The sequence below is a fragment of the Acinetobacter kyonggiensis genome (genome assembly GCF_900107285.1).
GTDB lineage: Bacteria > Pseudomonadota > Gammaproteobacteria > Pseudomonadales > Moraxellaceae > Acinetobacter > Acinetobacter kyonggiensis.
On sequence record NZ_FNPK01000001.1, the window covers coordinates 352,922 to 371,256 of the forward strand.

At 40.4% G+C, this 18,335-nt stretch carries 17 protein-coding genes; 5 read left to right on the forward strand and 12 right to left on the reverse strand.

Annotation, left to right across the window (positions count from 1 at the left end):
* Positions 1-30 precede the first annotated feature (30 nt).
* Together BLV99_RS01680 and glnK are read right to left on the reverse strand one after the other, a co-directional pair.
* The gene (locus tag BLV99_RS01680; RefSeq protein WP_092687064.1) at positions 31-1,428 is read right to left on the reverse strand and encodes an ammonium transporter; all 1,398 of its coding nucleotides are present in this window, start codon (positions 1,426-1,428) and stop codon (positions 31-33) included.
* 59 nt (positions 1,429-1,487) lie between these two features.
* Positions 1,488-1,826 carry a P-II family nitrogen regulator gene (gene glnK / locus BLV99_RS01685; protein WP_004650081.1) on the reverse strand — a complete coding sequence of 113 codons (339 nt, stop codon included), beginning with the start codon at positions 1,824-1,826 and terminating at the stop codon, positions 1,488-1,490.
* Between the two features lie 277 nt (positions 1,827-2,103).
* On the opposite strand from glnK, the gene BLV99_RS01695 reads away from it, so the two are divergent.
* The 3 genes from BLV99_RS01695 (at position 2,104) to BLV99_RS01705 (ending at position 4,399) form a co-directional block, all read left to right on the forward strand.
* Positions 2,104-2,331 (forward strand): accessory factor UbiK family protein, encoded by a 228-nt coding sequence (locus BLV99_RS01695; RefSeq protein WP_086183975.1) that lies wholly within the window; start codon positions 2,104-2,106, stop codon positions 2,329-2,331.
* Between the two features lie 67 nt (positions 2,332-2,398).
* A complete protein-coding gene (locus BLV99_RS01700; protein WP_092687070.1) occupies positions 2,399-3,886 on the forward strand; it encodes a YifB family Mg chelatase-like AAA ATPase in 1,488 nt (495 codons plus the stop codon).
* 6 nt (positions 3,887-3,892) lie between these two features.
* A complete protein-coding gene (locus BLV99_RS01705; RefSeq protein WP_092687145.1) occupies positions 3,893-4,399 on the forward strand; it encodes a GNAT family N-acetyltransferase in 507 nt (168 codons plus the stop codon).
* 140 nt (positions 4,400-4,539) lie between these two features.
* On the opposite strand, the gene BLV99_RS01710 is transcribed toward BLV99_RS01705, so the two are convergent.
* Both BLV99_RS01710 and BLV99_RS18180 read right to left on the reverse strand, forming a co-directional pair.
* On the reverse strand, positions 4,540-5,289 hold the full coding sequence (locus BLV99_RS01710; protein WP_092687073.1) for a TorF family putative porin: 750 nt from the start codon (positions 5,287-5,289) through the stop codon (positions 4,540-4,542).
* Positions 5,290-5,893: 604 nt separating this feature from the next.
* Positions 5,894-6,064 (reverse strand): TorF family putative porin, encoded by a 171-nt coding sequence (locus BLV99_RS18180; RefSeq protein ID WP_167356282.1) that lies wholly within the window; start codon positions 6,062-6,064, stop codon positions 5,894-5,896.
* Between the two features lie 637 nt (positions 6,065-6,701).
* On the opposite strand from BLV99_RS18180, the gene BLV99_RS01720 reads away from it, so the two are divergent.
* A complete protein-coding gene (locus BLV99_RS01720) occupies positions 6,702-8,030 on the forward strand; it encodes an OprD family outer membrane porin (RefSeq protein ID WP_092687080.1) in 1,329 nt (442 codons plus the stop codon).
* 90 nt (positions 8,031-8,120) lie between these two features.
* Here the strand turns inward: BLV99_RS01720 and ppa are convergent, their stop codons facing one another.
* On the reverse strand, positions 8,121-8,657 hold the full coding sequence (gene ppa, locus BLV99_RS01725; RefSeq protein WP_086165211.1) for an inorganic diphosphatase: 537 nt from the start codon (positions 8,655-8,657) through the stop codon (positions 8,121-8,123).
* Positions 8,658-8,783: 126 nt separating this feature from the next.
* Positions 8,784-9,182, reverse strand: a complete 399-nt coding sequence (locus tag BLV99_RS01730) for an MAPEG family protein (RefSeq protein WP_092687148.1) — start codon at positions 9,180-9,182, stop codon at positions 8,784-8,786.
* Between the two features lie 106 nt (positions 9,183-9,288).
* Between BLV99_RS01730 and BLV99_RS01735 the strand changes: the two genes are divergently transcribed.
* Entirely contained in the window at positions 9,289-9,669 is a 381-nt protein-coding gene (locus BLV99_RS01735) for a hypothetical protein (protein ID WP_092687082.1), read from the forward strand.
* Positions 9,670-9,722: 53 nt separating this feature from the next.
* Here the strand turns inward: BLV99_RS01735 and BLV99_RS01740 are convergent, their stop codons facing one another.
* From BLV99_RS01740 to BLV99_RS01765, 6 genes are all read right to left on the reverse strand, one after another.
* Positions 9,723-11,402, reverse strand: a complete 1,680-nt coding sequence (locus BLV99_RS01740) for a long-chain-fatty-acid--CoA ligase (RefSeq protein ID WP_092687085.1) — start codon at positions 11,400-11,402, stop codon at positions 9,723-9,725.
* 147 nt (positions 11,403-11,549) lie between these two features.
* Entirely contained in the window at positions 11,550-13,769 is a 2,220-nt protein-coding gene (gene parC / locus BLV99_RS01745; RefSeq protein ID WP_092687088.1) for a DNA topoisomerase IV subunit A, read from the reverse strand.
* Between the two features lie 175 nt (positions 13,770-13,944).
* Positions 13,945-15,264 carry a niacin transporter NiaP gene (gene niaP / locus BLV99_RS01750; protein WP_092687091.1) on the reverse strand — a complete coding sequence of 440 codons (1,320 nt, stop codon included), beginning with the start codon at positions 15,262-15,264 and terminating at the stop codon, positions 13,945-13,947.
* A gap of 136 nt (positions 15,265-15,400) precedes the next feature.
* Complete coding sequence (locus tag BLV99_RS01755; protein ID WP_092687094.1) at positions 15,401-16,045, reverse strand: trimeric intracellular cation channel family protein; 645 nt, start codon at positions 16,043-16,045, stop codon at positions 15,401-15,403.
* Positions 16,046-16,105: 60 nt separating this feature from the next.
* A complete protein-coding gene (locus BLV99_RS01760; RefSeq protein WP_092687097.1) occupies positions 16,106-16,573 on the reverse strand; it encodes a YchJ family protein in 468 nt (155 codons plus the stop codon).
* An 82-nt stretch (positions 16,574-16,655) separates the two neighbouring features.
* Complete coding sequence (locus BLV99_RS01765; RefSeq protein ID WP_092687100.1) at positions 16,656-18,236, reverse strand: TerC family protein; 1,581 nt, start codon at positions 18,234-18,236, stop codon at positions 16,656-16,658.
* Positions 18,237-18,335 lie beyond the last annotated feature (99 nt).

An 18,335-nucleotide genomic window follows, 5' to 3' on the forward strand; every position in this document is an offset into this window, starting at 1 on the left:
ACACAATATATTGATTATGCGGTTTAGCTATTATTCGACCCGTTCACCATGTTGGCTTAAGTCTAGACCCATACGTTCGTCATCCGCAGTAACACGAATACCAATCACCAAATCAATCACTTTAAGGATGATGAAAGTCAGCACAGCAGAATAAGCAATCGTTGCAAGTACACCTTCAGCTTGTACCCATAATTGATGCATCATATCTGTAGGTGCTTTATCCCCCATAATGAATTCACTGGCAAATACTGCGGTTAACAGTGCACCGACAATACCACCCACACCATGCAGACCAAAAGCATCTAAAGAATCATCGGCTTTCAATGCACGTTTCAGTGCGGTAATACCCCAGAAGCAGACCACACCACCAATTAAACCCATGGCCAATGCACCACCTACAGTGACAAAACCTGCTGCGGGTGTAATCACCACTAAACCAGCCACCGCGCCAGATGCACCACCCAGTACCGATGCTTTACCACGAACCAATTTTTCAGTAATTAACCATGCAATTGCTGCCGCTGCCGCTGCAATTTGAGTGGTAACGAGCGCATAACCTGCCGAACCGTTGGCACCCAGTGCAGAACCACCGTTAAATCCAAACCAACCCACCCAAACTAAACTTGCACCAATCACGGTTAAAGCAAGGTTATGCGGTGCCATAGATTCACGACCTAAGCCCATACGTTTGCCCAGCATGTATGCAGCAACCAAACCTGCAACACCTGAGTTAATGTGAACTACAGTACCTCCAGCAAAATCCAGTGCGCCATCGTGACCTAACCAGCCACCACCCCATACCCAGTGGGTAATCGGTGCGTAGACCACAACACTCCAAATGGTAACAAATGCCACAAAAGCACTGAATTTCATCCGTTCTGCAATCGAACCGGTAATGATGGCTACAGTAATAATGGCAAAGGTCATTTGGAAAATAACAAATAGAATTTCTGGAATTGTTCCAGTGAGTGCATCTGTGGTAATGCCTGATAGCATGATTTTATCTAAGCCACCAATAAATGCATTCCCTTCACTAAAAGCAAGTGTATAGCCAATCACAATCCAAGTAAGACTCACGATCGCAGCAGCAACAAAGCTATGTGCCATCGTGCTCAGTACGTTTTTCTTACGAACCATACCGCCATAGAACAAGGCTAACCCGGGAATGGTCATGAGTAAAACCAGTGCTGTAGACACTAAAATCCATGCCGTATCACCTGTGTCTAATTTTACTTCTTCTTCTACAGGCGCTGCTATTGCTTCAGCTGGAGCAACAGCCAATTCAGAATGCGTTAATGATGTGTCAGTCGTTGCAACCACTGCAACATCTTCAGAAGGAGTGGGTACTGTTACAGCTTCTTCAGCCCATGCAACAGAACCCCCTAAAAGTGCGCCAGATAAACTCAGCGCCAGTAGCATTTTTTTCATTCGTATCCCCCAACCTAGTTTTTTTGAGTTATTAGGTACTCAGCAAACTTCGTGCCAAATTAAACAGCGTCTGCACCTGTTTCACCTGTACGAATACGGATGACTTGTTCTAAATTAGTCACGAAAATTTTACCGTCACCAATTTTACCTGTGCTTGCAACACGTGTAATCGATTCAATCACTGAATCGACCATTTCATCGCTAATTGCGATTTCAATTTTAACTTTAGGTAAAAAATCAACGACATATTCTGCGCCACGATAAAGTTCAGTATGACCTTTTTGACGACCAAAGCCTTTGACTTCGGTTACAGTGATCCCTTGAACACCAATTTCAGAAAGTGCTTCACGCACGTCATCTAATTTAAAGGGTTTTACAATTGCAGTTACGAGCTTCATGTTGGTTTTCCTTCGGCTTCTTTCACCAGTAAGGTTTTATGTTCAAATTTCGTGCCAAAAATTTTTAGGTTGGGGGAAACAGAAACTTTCAGCACAAGTTTTCTTTATAACCTATTTTATACTTTTAAGCGTAGTCCGATCTTTAAAAACTCAACTTTTTTACGATAAAACTGACAATTTTACTTATCGAACAAAGCCATATCTCATTGCTGGGGCTATGGTCTAGCTTTGAGCAATGCTACACTGCAACCACCTCACCACCATTAGGGAATCAGCAATGATCGAAACTTTATTACAAGCAATCATGGAACAAATAGAGCAACCGAAAAAAGACCTTGAGCATAATTTACGAGCCTTACTGAATGAAGCTGTTGCCAAGATGGATTTAGTCTCTAAAGATGAACTTGAGCGTCAACGTACTACACTCAACAATACCAATATCCGATTAAACGAACTGCTTAAACAGGTTGAAGCTTTAGAAATTAAAATCAAGAATAATAAATAAGCACTTTCTTAGTGCATTAAAAGACACAAAACGATTAAAAATAACGCACTATAATGGAACAACAAAAATGTCTTTTGCTAAAATTTATACGCGAGGTCTGCTTGGACTTCATGCACCGCTTATTGAGGTCGAAGTTCACGTCAGTCAAGGCCTACCCTCTTTAACCATTGTTGGGCTTGCTGAAGCCGCAGTGCGTGAAAGTAAAGACCGGGTGCGCTCTGCCATTATTAATAGTGGTTTTCAATTTCCAACCAAACGCCTCACCATCAATTTAGCCCCTGCGGACTTACCCAAAGATGGTTCACGTCTCGATTTACCGATTGCTTTAGGCATTCTGATGGCATCAGGACAAATTCCTGAACATGCCACAGATCAATTGGAATTTATTGGTGAACTGGCTTTGGATGGTCAACTTCGCCCGATTACCGGGATTTTAAGTATTGCCATTGCTTGCCAGCAATCTGGGCATCAACTCATTTTACCTGAACAAAATGCACCAGAAGCCTCGCAATTACCTCAGTTTGAAGTCTTCGCTGCCCAACATTTAAAAAATGTCTGTGAGCATTTATCTAAGCAACAACCGATTGCACAATATCAACTACAGACGACAACGACAGTGGATCAATACAAATTTGATTTAGCCGATGTCAAAGGTCAACAGCGCCCACGGCGTGCTTTAGAAATTGCCGCAGCAGGTGGACATTCTTTATTGTTTAAAGGGCCGCCGGGCACAGGAAAAACCCTTTTAGCTTCCCGTCTGGCCAGTATTTTACCGCCCTTAAATATGCAGGAAAACTTAGAAGTCGCGCGTATTTATTCGGTTGCCAATACTGTGCACTCTTTTGGGCAGCGCCCTTTTCGTGCACCACATCATACCGCTTCTGCGATTGCCTTGGTCGGTGGTGGTTCACATCCAAAACCCGGTGAAATTACTTTGGCACATTTAGGCGTTTTATTTTTAGATGAATTGCCTGAATTTGATCGCAAAGTTTTAGAAGTTTTAAGGCAGCCCTTAGAGTCTAAAGAAATTGTAATTTCTCGTGCTTCACGGCAAATGACGTTCCCTGCAAATTTTCAACTGATTGCCGCCATGAATCCGTGCCCTTGTGGCTATGCTTTTAATCAAGATACACGTTGTCAATGTTCTGCGGATGCCATTAAACGCTACCAGAACCGTATTTCAGGGCCATTATTGGATCGTATTGACCTGCATTTGGATGTACCACCATTACAAGCACATGAACTGCAAAATACAACTCCCGTGGAAAACTCCCTGACTGTACGTGAACGCGTGATTCAAGCCTATGAACAACAAATACAACGGCAAAAATGTCTCAATCATGCTTTAAGTCCGAAACAGCTGGAGCTGTTTGCACCACTGGATTCCCAAACCCAGCGTATTATGGAAATGGCACAGCAGCGCCTAAACTTATCTGCACGTGCCTATCATCGGGTTTTACGTGTAGCGCGAAGTATTGCCGATTTATCACAACATACGGATATTCAAAGCCAGCATTTAACCGAAGCTTTATCTTACCGAGCGCAACAGGGTTAATCATTGCTGCAAAATTTAATCATCCGTAATGAAAGCCTTGCTGACCATGCTGCAATTTCACATGTGATTGAACAAGCCTTTAACGATCAGCAATATTCCAGCCATACCGAGCAATTTATTGTTCATGCTTTACGTGATGCACAGCAACTGACTATTGTATTGGTGGCTGTTTTAAATCAAGAAATTGTCGGACATATCGCGATTTCTCCGGTCAGCATTTCTTCAGCTGTCGAAGGTTGGTTTGGCTTAGGTCCTATTGCTGTTTCGCCAAAATGGCAACACCACGGCGTGGGTTCAGCACTGATAAATACGGCATTAAAACAATTAAAAGCCACGGGTGCAGCAGGTTGTGTTGTGTTAGGTGATCCCCATTTTTATGCTCAATTTGGTTTTCAGCCGATCAACCATCTTATTTTAGACGGTGTACCTGCTGAGTATTTTCAAGCATTGAGTTTCGATGGAAAATTTCCACAAGGCATTGTGACCTATCATGCTGCTTTTTCTGCAACATGAGCAAAAATAAAACAATGCTTTATTCTTAGCGCAAAGGGATGAAATGTCAGAAGTCCCTCAATCATCTCAATAAAAAGAACCTCTAGAGCATGGCTTTAGAGGTTCTTTTCTATTTGAAATTTAAGCTAAAGTTTCAAAAGTTAAAATGCTTTGGTTAACGTGAAGACGGCACCAGTTTCTACGCCACGCTCGTTTACAGTAATAGCATCAATATCCGTACCTATCGCAGCCAATTCAGCTGTTAGACCACTAACAGAAGCAAATGAATAAGTTACACCCGCTTTCCAATCAACATAATGATCATCACCACCACCAAAATCATATTCATCGGCCTGCGTATAGCCTAATGCAGCAACACCACCAAAACCCGTTGTACCAAAAGGCACAGAATAAGTGGCATTCACATTCCAACTATTTTCATCTTTACCCGCATAGTCATTGGTATAGTTGATATTGGTAAGAATACTATCACCTTCAGCAAGAGCATTTTTAAATGACAGCTTGCCATACAATTCTGCCCAGTTTAAATCACTCGCACTTGGATAGTTGTAATACACCACACCCACATCTAAAACGGGCTTGCTGCTAAAACTCTCTAAAGTCGTCGCATAACCAATTGAGGGGTCTAGCTCTAGACTTGGCGTTCCAGAACCAAAATTAACGTTTGAACCCCAAAGTCCAACATACAAACCTGAAGAATGTGCCAATGTAAATCCGGCTTGTAGCGCTGGATCTGTTTCTGTTTGCGTAATACCACGGAAACGATAATCTGAGGTTAAGGCAGCCGTTCCACTAAAAGATAAACCAAATGGTAATGCAGGTGTCTCATCAGCAAATACAGCGCCAGATAAACCCGTTAATGTCGCAACAACCAATAATTTTTTAAGCATTTGGAGATCCCCAATAATTTTTTCTAGACTCAACTGGATATTAGCAATTGCTATGCCAATTTTTTAAAATAAAAAAACTGGAGAACAAAATTCTCTTGCGAGCAAAACCAATTTTGTAAAATATGGACATGCATAAACCTTTTAAACCCATCATCAAGACAGGCAATATCAGTCGTTTATGCGTAAATTTTCTATTTCACTTTTTCCCAAAAACGTAAATTTTTTATAAATTTTTCCATATAAAGCATTTTATCTAAGATCGCGTTGATTCAATACCTTTGCTCGGCTGTTCACCTTTAACCCCCGAACGCACTTTCAACGAAGATTTATATTTACTTACATCATGCCTCTTTTTAAGGCTAATTTTTAATCATATTTTTATATTATGCGTAAAAAAAGTGCATAAATTTAAAATAATCGATGCACTTTAAAAATTCTTTGTGCTTTTCAGCTTAAAAATTAAAATTGAGACCCAATACGACCCGATCATCAAATTTTGTATCAAAATGACCCTTGCCCCCCAACCACATCATCTAACGATGCAGTCAAAGCAATATTCGGAATATTTTTACTGTCATTAGATGGTCATGACCTAAGGTTGCCCCTAATATCCTACTGCGACACCATTGTGATGTGCATATTTAATACCCGTCTGTAGCGCAACATCATCATTTTCCACCCCACCACGGTAAATATATTGATTCACCACCGCAAAACGACTTGTTAACTGCCTCGCTATTGCTAAAGTTGTCTTTTCTTCAGCAAATGTAGACATTGCATTCATACGAAATAATAAAGATAACGTAATTTTATGTGACTTTTGATGCATTACTGGCCTTGATAGAATCAACTGAAGATTCTTTTTTCGATGACAAATTTAGCTGCGGATTTTAAAGCTTTTTTATCATTTCAAATCACTTCTTTTTAAATAAAATCCTTCTTTTTAGATTTAATTTTGACCTAAAATAAGCGCTTAAATGAAAAGAAAATCTATTTTAAATGATCAGAAATTAGATGAATTTTACATTAAATATCAAAAATATAGCGCGATTTAAAACTTCAAAACAGGTTGTACAAGCCAACTGTAGAGAGCTATAGATAAGCATGAAAAACTCTTATACGACTAAAGTATTAGATCCTAAAAATAGCAACTAAGCTCAAAATTTTGTTGACTAATTTTTAAAAAATTACATAAAAAATCACCCATAATTTAAATATATTATTGTTTTAAATAATAATTTAAAAAAATAAAAAAATCGGCAATTTTTATTTTACAAAACAGCCAAATTTATATTCAAAAAATGCATAACTTTAATGAAATAAAATGAATAAAAAAAAAGATTTTTCTGATATACATTATGTATACAATTCTTTCAATTTCTTCCTCCTATTTTGTATAAGGCTTTCTCCCAATGCAAAAAACACAAAAACTTACCTTAGCAGTGTTAATTCAAGCTGCTCTTATTTCTACTGCCTTTGCAAGTGAGCAAAGTGAATCTAAAGGTTTCGTAGAAGATGCAGACGGATCTGTATTATTTCGTACGGGTTTTATTGACCGTGATAAGAAAAATGTAGCGCCTGGGAAAGATACACGCTCTTCAGCACAATCTGCAATTTTTGATTTAGAGTCTGGATACACTAAAGGTGTTGTTGGCTTTGGTGTGGGTATTGTCGGTGATGCATCCTTCAAGTTGGGTGACAACAAACATGCCGGCAACCAAATGATTCCACGTGAAACATTAAATGGTAACAAACAAGCTGGTGATACATATGATCATTGGGCACGTGGTGGCGCAAATGTAAAAGCACGTATTTCTAACACCGAAGTGCGTTACGGTACTCAAGTTTTAGACTTGCCTGTCCTTGCCAGCAACACTGGGCGTATGGTTCCTGAATACTTTGAAGGTGTGTTAGCAACGAGCCGTGAAATTAACGGTCTGGAACTGACAGCCGGTAAATTCACTAAGAACCAAATGTCTGAACAAATCAATACTGATGGCAACAAGCTAGACCGCGCTGTCGTTTGGGGTGCTAAATATAAATTCAGCGACGCTCTAAATGCATCTTACTTTGGCTTAGACAGCAAAGATAAATTAGACCGTCATTATGTCAATGCCAACTTTAAACAAGCTTTAGCCAACGACAGCTCATTAACTTATGACTTCAGCGGTTATCACACTAAATTTGATAAAAATGCAACCACATATTCTGCAACTGGTGAAGTTGCTTCTGACTACGGAAAAACAGGTGTTGCTGGTGTAGAAAAAACCAATAATATTTGGGCTATTTCAGGTACTTATAATACTGGTGCGCATAATATTATGCTTGCTTACCAGCAAAATACAGGTAATGTCGGCTATGACTACGGTCAAAATGCTGATGGCTTCCAAAGCGTTTACTTGCCAAATTCTTACTTGTCTGACTTCATCGGCAACCATGAAAAATCTGCACAAATTCAATACAGCTTAGACTTGGGTAAATTGGGTGTTCCTGGCTTGAATTGGACCACTGCTTATGTTTATGGTTGGGATATTAAAGTTGCAAACTTAACCGATAATGCTCAAGAGCGTGAGTTCTTTAACCAAGTAAAATACACCATGCAAAGTGGTTTTGCTAAAGATGCCAGCCTGCGTGTGCGTCACTCTTACTACCGTGCGAGCGATGATTATCAAACAAATGCTTATATTGGTGACACCAATGAATGGCGTTTATTCCTTGATATCCCTGTAAAATTCTTCTAATTCAGATTAATTTTCGCATATCAAAAAAAACCTGCACATTGTGCAGGTTTTTTATTTAGGTTTATTTTTCAAACCTAAATGACACAACAATTATTGATTTGCTGCTTTGTAGGCTTCAATTGAGCTAAGCACTTCTTGTTTCGCAACATCAGCACCTTCCCAACCGCTTAGTTTTACCCACTTACCTGCTTCAAGGTCTTTATAGTGAGCAAAGAAGTGTTCCACTTGTTTGATCAACAATTCAGGAAGATCTGTATATTCCTGAACATCTTTATAAAGCGGGGTTAATTTTTCGTGTGGAACCGCAATCAATTTTGCATCGATACCACCGTCATCTTCCATGTTCAATTTGCCCACAGGACGGCAACGAATCACTGAACCGGGTTCAACTGGATATGGTGTCACCACAAGTACGTCTAATGGATCACCATCAAGAGATAATGTATTTGGCACATAACCGTAGTTCGCTGGGTAGAACATGGCTGTACCCATGAAACGGTCTACAAATAAAGCATCTGAATCTTTATCAATTTCGTATTTGATTGGTGCTGCATTTGCAGGAATTTCAATAATGACATAGATGTCGTTTGGTGCATCTTTACCCGCTGGGATATTGCTGTAGCTCATAGCATCACTCTTTAACAAGTTAAATCTTATTTAAACCGCACGATTATAACGGTTTTTGAAAATTAAATAACTTCGTGATTATACATCTGCTACGCTCAAATATGTATTTGCATCAATGCAACGACTTTAGGTTAATTTAATCACCAAAATTAATAAACAAATTGGGCAAAGCAAAGACAATAACCAAACAATTGAGCGCAACGTTGCCCAATTGGCTAAATAGCAAATACCATACATAATTCGAAATACAATATAGGCCATGCCAAAGGTCATAATCACCGTTTGCTGCACCACCATATATTCTGCCATTAAAATCGCAGCAATAAATAATGGTAAACTTTCAAAACTATTTTGCTGTACCGCATGGGCACGTGCTGCCAAGCCCGTGGTTTTACCCAAAAATTCTCGTGGGTTTTGATTATCTCGTGCTTTAAAGCCCGCTGTTTTTTTTGCAATTACGGTAAAAACATAAGGCAATAAACATGCAATTAAGATGAGATAAATTATTCCGCTTATGCTTTGCATCCCATTTTTCTCATTACGATTTTCTGCCACATATCATAGCACGGTGTTTCAACAATAATTTTTGTTAAATTATAATGTTTTTATCAATCAGCAATAAGGATCCATTATGGTCAACCCTGATCAACAAGAAATGTTCGATGTACTTGAAAAACAGCAGCAACATCAACGTCAGGTAGATCGTGTACTCAAAATCGTGTTGCCAATCGTTGCGTTCTTAATCGCAACCATCTGTGCCAATATGAATATTGCATCACCCATCGGTACACTGATCATTTTAATTGTGGCCTTCTGGATGGTCAGCATTAAGCGTCAAAACTTATGGTATTGGCTCACCGCAATTTTGGTGTATTGCTTGATTGATAATTATCTGAGCTATGGTGCATTTCGTTTACCCAGTTTTAGCCGCCAGTTTGGCACCATGTTTACCTTTGTTGGTATTTTTGGCCTTGGCCGCCCATATATTGATCGCTGGTTGATGAAAGATTGATTTTTTAAAGCATAAAAAAAAGCGCCGAAAACGGCGCTTTTTAAATAGCTAACTTATGCAGTTTTACGCAAATCTTTACGTAAAATTTTACCTACGTTCGATTTTGGTAATTCATCCATAAACTCAACATAACGCGGACGTTTATAGCCTGTTAAGTTCTCTTTAGCAAAAGCAAGCACTTCTTCTGTGGTTAAAGACGGATCTTTTTTCACTACAAAAAGCTTAGGCACTTCACCTGATTTTTCATCAGGAACACCAATTGCTGCCACTTCCAATACTTTTGGATGTGTAGAAATCACTTCTTCAATTTCAGATGGGTATACATTGAAGCCTGAAACCAAAATCATGTCTTTTTTACGATCGACAATTTTAATGTATCCGCGGCTGTCCATGATACCAATATCACCCGTACGGAAGAAACCATCAGTCGTCATCACTTTTTCAGTTTCATCTGGACGGTTCCAATAGCCTTTCATGACTTGTGGACCACGGATTGAGATTTCACCTTGTTCGCCTAATGCAACATTATTGCCATCATCATCTAAAATCGCAACTTCAGTCAATGGTAATGGAATACCAATGGTGCCGCTAAATTCAGTTGATGTCGGTGGGTTTGCTGTCGCAACTGGTGAGGTTTCAGATAAACCATAACCTTCAATAATGTTGGTGCCTGTAATTTTCTTCCATGCTTCTGCTGTAGAAGGAAGAACAGCCATACCACCGCCCATTGCCATTTTAAGTTTGCTATGGTCAAGTTGTTTAAACTCTTCATTATTTACCAGTGCATTAAACAAAGTGTTTACTGCTGGGAAGAATGAAGGTTGGTATTTACGCAATTCTTTCATGACCGCAGGTAAGTCACGTGGGTTTGGAATTAAAACGTTCGCTTGACCTTTATACATACCGTACATGGCACAAACCATGAAAGCAAAAATGTGATAAAGCGGTAATGCACAGAAAATGCGGTCATCTTTAGCGCCGTCTTGTGCGCCAAATTTACTTTGGAAAATACCATCACACTGCAACATATTGGCAACAAGGTTACGATGCGTCAGCTCTGCACCTTTAGAAACACCTGTTGTACCACCTGTATATTGTAATACTGCGGTATCACTTAAAGTTAGATTAGGGCGTTTGTAATTGCTGGCACTGACTTTAGACATTGCCGCATTAAATTTAATATGGCCTGGAATATTCCAAGCTGGGATTTGCTTACGCACTGAACGCAACACAAAGTTAACCAATGTGCCTTTTAGCGTACCCAACATATCACCAACAGAAGCAACAATGACGTGCTTCACAGGTGTTTTACCAATAATGGTTTGATAAACAGTGGCAAAGTTTTCAATGATCACCAATGCTTCAGCACCAGAATCATTCAATTGATGTTCAAGTTCACGTGAGGTATACAGTGGGTTCACATTCACCAATACCAGACCTGCACGGAACACACCAAGTGCAACCACTGGATATTGAAGGACGTTAGGCATCATGACGGCAACGCGGGAACCTTTTGCCAATCCTAAACTTTGTAAATAGGTTGCAAATTTACGACTTGCTTCTTCTAATTCATCAAAAGTTAAGGCTTTATCCATAAAGATAAAAGCATCACGTGAACCAAATTTTTGAAAATTACGTTCAAAAACATCGTTAAGTGAGGTATTTTCTGCTGGCAATTCTACAGTTTCAGGAATCCCTGTTTTTTGGTATTCAGCAAACCAAATTTTTTCCATAATGCCCTAATCTCCAATCTATAATCCTTAGTTTCAACTATTTTTTCAATGTTATGCGTCATTATTTAACTTGTTTATGCATAACATGACATCCATTTACACGAATACCAATCATATATAACGTATTTTGATCAATGGATGCTAGTTTTATCTTTGAATGAACAGTTTATTTGCTTTTTGATATCCTCGTGGTAAGAGTTGACCTTTAGTGGCTCTTTTACCAATATATTTTTGAAGATCATCACCTTTTAATTTTAATTGTTGCTGTCCTGCAACCACTTGAATTATTTCATTTAAAGAAATTAATGTCATGAACAAAATTTGTTCTTTGCCTTCAAGTTGTATCAATTTATTTCCTTTACCCTTGTTCAGCATTGGTAATTCTGACAAATCAATCACCAATAAACGACCCGCAGTACTCAGCATTGCCAAATGCGTATGTGCATCAACTGTTTGTAACGGTAAGGCTTTCGCATCATCAGCTACGGTTAAAAATGCTTTGCCCGCTTTAGCACTGGTATCGAGTTGTTTGGCATTCGATTTAAAACCATAGCCTTTAGAACTGACAGCAATGACTTCACGTTCATCCTCTGTAATCAGTACTTGAATAAAAGCAATGCCATTTGCAGGGGCAAGTTTGGAGCTTAATGGTTCCCCCAAACCACGTGCCGACGGCAAACTTGCAATCGCCAGTGCATAACTGCGACCCGTTTCATCTAAGACATACACACGTTGATTTGATTTTCCTTGTGCATGACTTAAATATTGATCGCCAGCACGGAAATTCAGGTTTTCAGCATCAATATCATGCCCTTTGGCAGAACGAATCCAACCTGCTTCAGACAAAACCACCGTCACAGGATCGGCAGGCAGCATGTCTTGTTCATTGATAGCTTGCGCTTCTGTACGTTGTACGATTGGCGAACGACGATCATCGCCAAATTTTTTCGCATCATCCTTCAATTCAGTGATGATTAAGTTCTTTAATGATTCTGGATTGGCCAATTGTTCACGAATAATGGCAGCACGCGCTTCTAATTCTTCTTGTTCACGGCGAATTTCCATTTCTTCAAGTTTCGCCAAGTGACGTAACTTAAGTTCTAAAATGGCTTCAGCTTGAATGTCATCAATGCCGAAATGGGCGATTAGTTCTGCTTTCGGATGATCTTCTTCACGAATAATCCGAATCACGGTATCTAAATCTAAATAAGCAATCAGTAACCCCGCCAAGATATGCAGGCGTTTTTCAATTTTATTCAGATGATACTGTAAACGACGGGTCACGGTATTCTTACGAATTTCAATCCATTCCAATAAAATTCGACGAATCGATTTGACTTGTGGACGTGCATCGGCACCAATCATGTTCATATTGACACGATAGCTGGATTCTAAATCTGTAGTCGCAAATAAGTGGCTCATCACCCCTTCTGCATCAATACGATTTGAACGCAACACAATCACTAAACGGGTCGGATTTTTATGATCAGATTCGTCTCGTACATCACTGACCAAAGGCAGTTTCTTGGCCTGCATTTGGTCGGCAATTTGCGTGATAATTTTTGAACCTGACACTTGATACGGCAATTCCGTAATCACGATTTCATTTTTTTCAATGCTATAGATCGCACGCATGCGATAACTACCACGCCCTGTGGTTTGAATTTTCAGCAGTTCTTCAGGTGGAGTAATAATTTCAGCTTTGGTGGGTAAATCTGGTGCAGGAATATATTCTGCTACTTTTTCATCGCTTAAATTGGGGTTGCGTATTAAAGCGATGGTGCCTTTAACAACTTCACGCAAATTATGCGGTGGAATGTCGGTTGCCATACCCACAGCAATCCCCGTTGTGCCATTGAGCAAAATATTCGGCACACGCGCAGGTAAATTCACCGGTTCTTTCATGGAACCATCAAAGTTGTCCTGCCAATCGCAAGTACCTTGACCCAGTTCCGACAACAGCACTTCACTATAGAGTGAAAGTTTAGCTTCGGTATAACGCATTGCAGCAAAGGATTTCGGATCATCTGGTGAACCCCAATTGCCCTGACCTTCAATAAAAGGATAGCGATAACTAAAGGGCTGTGCCATCAGCACCATCGCTTCATAACAGGCAGAATCACCATGCGGATGATATTTCCCTAGCACATCCCCCACCGTACGGGCAGATTTTTTAGGCTTACCGCTATGCTTTAAGCCTAACTCACTCATCGCATATACAATACGACGCTGCACAGGTTTTAAACCATCACTAATATGTGGCAATGCACGATCCATAATCACGTACATGGCATAGTTAAGATAAGCTTGTTCGGTAAATTCTGCTACGGAACGATTTTCTGTGGCTTGATGCACAAGGCTGGTCATAAAAGCGTGAAATCCTAATTAATTCGTTTTTTGTATCTACGTTGTTATGCTAAGTCGCAGGTGCAATCTACACAAGAGCAGTACTGAACACTCTGCGACAAATTATGTCTTATGGCGTAAAACTATTCATTTTATAAAGCATGATCCATCAAAAATCATTCATTTTCAGCAAACCTTATAATCCAATTGATTCTAAGGTCTTGCCTTTGGTTTCTTCGCCTAAAATTAAAATCACCAAAGCCACACCGAATAATACCGCAGTAAACATCATAAAGACCTGACTAAAACCATTCTCCATAATCATCATATGGGTGACCACCATCGGTGCAACAATTCCGCCCATGCGACCAATCGCAGAAGCCCAACCCGAACCAAAGGCACGGATATTGGTTGGATATTGTTCTGGCGTATAGGTATACAGTACGCCCCATGCGCCCAAATTAAAGAACGACATCAAACAGCCCCAAAACATAATCATGTTTACGCTATTGGCTTGACCAAAGAAATAAGCCGAGACAGCACACATGCCAATAAAGCCTGCCAATGTCGCTTTACGCCCTAATTTTTCCACTAGCCATGCGGCTGCGACATAACCCGGAAGCTGTGCCAAAATCATGATCAGCACATATTCAAAAGACTGCACAATGCTATAACCCTGTTTCACCAACAAACTGGGTAACCAAGTAAAAATGCCATAATAGGAATAAACAATACCGAACCAAATTAACCAGAGCATTAAGGTACGGCGTGCAAATGGGCCTGACCAAAGCTGGCGAAAGGAGATATTTTGTTTGGTGGCTACAGGCTGTACTTCAATATAATCAATTACTTCAACACCGCACTGGCGTTCAAGCTGCTGTACCAAAGCATGTGCTTCTGCAATACGTCCACGGTTAATCAAATACGGCACTGACTCTGGCACTTTTTTCAGAATCATAAACACATAAATAGCCGGTAGTCCGCCAATTAAAAAGGCAATATGCCAGCCATAACTTGGAATCACAAAATAGGACACCAATGCAGCCACTAACCAGCCCAAGCCCCAAAAACTTTCCAATAATACAATAAAGCGTCCACGCACTTGAGCAGGAATATATTCACTGACCAAAGTCACTGCAACGGGAAGTTGTCCGCCCAAACCCAAACCGACAATAAAACGAAAGACCAATAACCAGGTTAAATTCGGTGCAAAAGCACATAAAGCGGTGGCAATACTATAGGTGACTAAAGTGATGGCAAACATGGTACGACGGCCAATTCGATCCGCTAAGCCACCTGAAAAAACAGCTCCAATCGCCATACCGACAAAACCAATGGACACCACCCAACCTTTCTCCGTCGGTGTCATGTTCCATTCTTCAGCCATGGTGGTCAAAATAAAGGAAATTAGCCCCGTGTCCATCGCATCGAACATCCAGCCGAGTCCAATTACCCAGAGTAAGGTATAGTGAAATTTACCAATCGGTAAGCGTTGTACACGTGAGACTAAATCCATAATAAGCGCTCTGATTTGGTGAAAGAATACATACTGCTTTCCCAACAGGATTTATAGTTGTACTTATTTTTATACGCTCATTTAAAGAAGATGACTGCTTTATTTCATCAGTCATCTGTCATTTTTATACAAATCGTTATGACGCATCTTTAGAGGATGCAGATTGATCATCATCATCTTTATAAATAAATTTTGGCATCTCCAAACCAAAATAAATGGCGATACAACGTAAAGAAAAACCGAAGATCAGAGTGGAAATCACGGTGACTTCTAACGAGAAACCAATTTCTTGACAAACCCAATAGCAAATCACGGAAACAAAGGAAATACTGGCATACAGTTCACGGCGGAACACCAAGGGTACATCGTTACACAAAATGTCACGCAAGATACCACCCGATACCCCAGTCAACACGCCTGCGACCGCTGAAACCACAAAGCCATGGCCCATTTGCAGCGCAATTTGACAACCAATCACGGTAAAACCAATCAGCCCCATGGCATCTAAAATCAAGAAAATCGAGCGTAAATGACGCATCCATTTGGCAATTAAAATCGTGACAAAAGCAGCAGCACAGGTCAAGACTAAATATTCAGGATGTTTGACCCATGTCAGTGGATAGTGTCCAAGCAACACATCTCGAACTGAACCACCACCTAGTGCGGTGACACAGGCAATCAGCGTTACACCAAACCAATCCATACTACGTCGACCTGCCGACAGTGCCCCTGTCATTGCTTCAGCCGTAATCGCAACAATATAAATGACTAATAGTAACACTGCCCATCTTCCACTGAGGGTAATCGATGCGCGCTATTCTAAGGCAAATTCAAGCTAAAATTACAAATATTGCGCACAACATTGTTTAAATTTTTTGCCTGAACCACAAATGCAGGCTTGCTTCATGGTGATTTGCATCTCCGTGGTCGGATCAAGGAAATACCATCTACCATCCTGTTGTACAAAATGAGAGACTTCATGATGTAGCTGTGCTTGTTTACCATCATGGTAATGGGCTTTAAATTCAACCTGTGCGTGATTTTTATCTATTTTTTCTTTGGCTTGAAGTACCTCTAATTTAAGCCATTGATTGGCTTGACTCCAATCTGCAATCGCCACTTGATCCAAAAAAGGTTGTTGCCCGATGGCTGTGGTTTTAACAATATAATCAATCTCATGCTTGGCAAATGCACTATAACGTGAACGCATCAGTTGTTCAGCTGTTTGTGCTTTCGCTTGCCCCAAATGTAGCGGCTGGCAACAATCGTTATAATTCCCTTGCCCACACGGACAATGACGTTCTGACATGAAATATTTCCCATAAAAATAGCTCGACCATGCGAGCTATTTTAATTCATTATCCTGAGCTTAAGCGATTATCGCTGTTGTTTCAGGTAGTTTGAGCATTGGCTTTGAGTTGCGGCATGATATGGACTTTATCAATTTTATGACCGTCCATCGTGACCACTTCAAAAATATGAGCATCTGCTGCTAATTTTGCCCCACTTTCGGGTAAACGCCCCAAGTGAAATAAAATATAACCCGACAAGGTTGAATATTGTTCGGATTCGTCGACTAGATCACAGCCTAAAAGTAAAGATACGTGACGAATATCGGTAGAGCCATCAAGGATTAACGTTCCATCCGCTAAACTTTCTGCTGCGGTTTCCAGTTCATCTTCGTCAGGGAATTCACCCGCAATGGCTTCAAGGACATCAATTGGTGTCGCAATGCCTTCAATTGAACCATATTCATTTAATACAATGGCCATTTGTAGGGGTGCTTGACGAAGTTGCTCCATCACCATCAACACTTGCGCATTTTCATGCACAATGACAGGGTCGCGTAAGTGACGTTCAAAATTGAGTACACCTGTTTCAATGTATTCATTCATGATTTTATGCGTCAGCACCACCCCTGAAATATTATCCAATTCACCGCGTGCAATAATTAAACGTGAATGGGTCATGCTCAACAGTTGTTCTTTAATTGACGCTTCGTCTTCATCTAAGTCAATCCACTCCAGTTCTGGACGGGGTGTCATCACTGATTTCACAGGTCGTTCAGACAGTCCAAGTACCCCTTGCACCATCACACTATGATAAGCACCATTTTCTTCATTAAACACTTCATCGGCAAATGCACGCGTAGCAAGCACATCTTCAGCTTCTTTATTTTGTGCATCGGTCTTACCACCCAGCATACGCATCACGGCAGAGGCCGTGCGATAACGTAAGTCCGTTGTTGTGACCAGTTTTTCCTGATTGCGGCGCATAGTTTGATTGACAAACTCAACCACCACAGAGAAACCGATTGCGGCATATAAATAGCCTTTTGGAATGTGGAAACCAAAACCTTCAACAATCAGTGAGAAACCAATCATCATGAGGAAACCGAGACATAAAATCACCACGGTTGGATGCTTATTGACGAAGTTCATCAATGGTTTCGATGCCCACAGCATAATACCAACGGCGATAATCACCGCAATCATCATCACTGAAAGATCTTTCACCATCCCTACTGCGGTAATCACGCTATCGAGCGAGAAAACAGCATCAAGCACCACAATTTGGACAATGACCATCCAAAAAGCAGCATGCACAGGATTTTCTTCTTTTTGCGATTGCGTACCTTCAATACGCTCATGCAGTTCCATGGTGCCTTTAAATAACAGGAACACGCCACCAAACAGTAGAATCAGGTCACGACCAGAGAACGCGTGATCAAAAATATGGAATAGCGGTTGCGTTAAGGTGACCACCCACGCAATTGAGGCGAGTAAAATTAATCGCATCACCAAAGCGAGAATTAAGCCGATAATACGACCTGCATTGCGCTGTTCGGGTGGAAGTTTTTCCGCCAAAATTGCGATGAAGACCAGATTATCGATACCGAGAACAATTTCTAAAACCACTAAAGTTGCAAGACCAATCCATGCCGATGGATCTGACATCCATTCAAAGATCATTGGATGTCCCCCTGCATAGCATTGAGGGCTGATTTTAGAACGTTGCGATTAAAATCGGCGAATATTTCCTGAGCAATATTCGGTATAATTTTTGCGTAC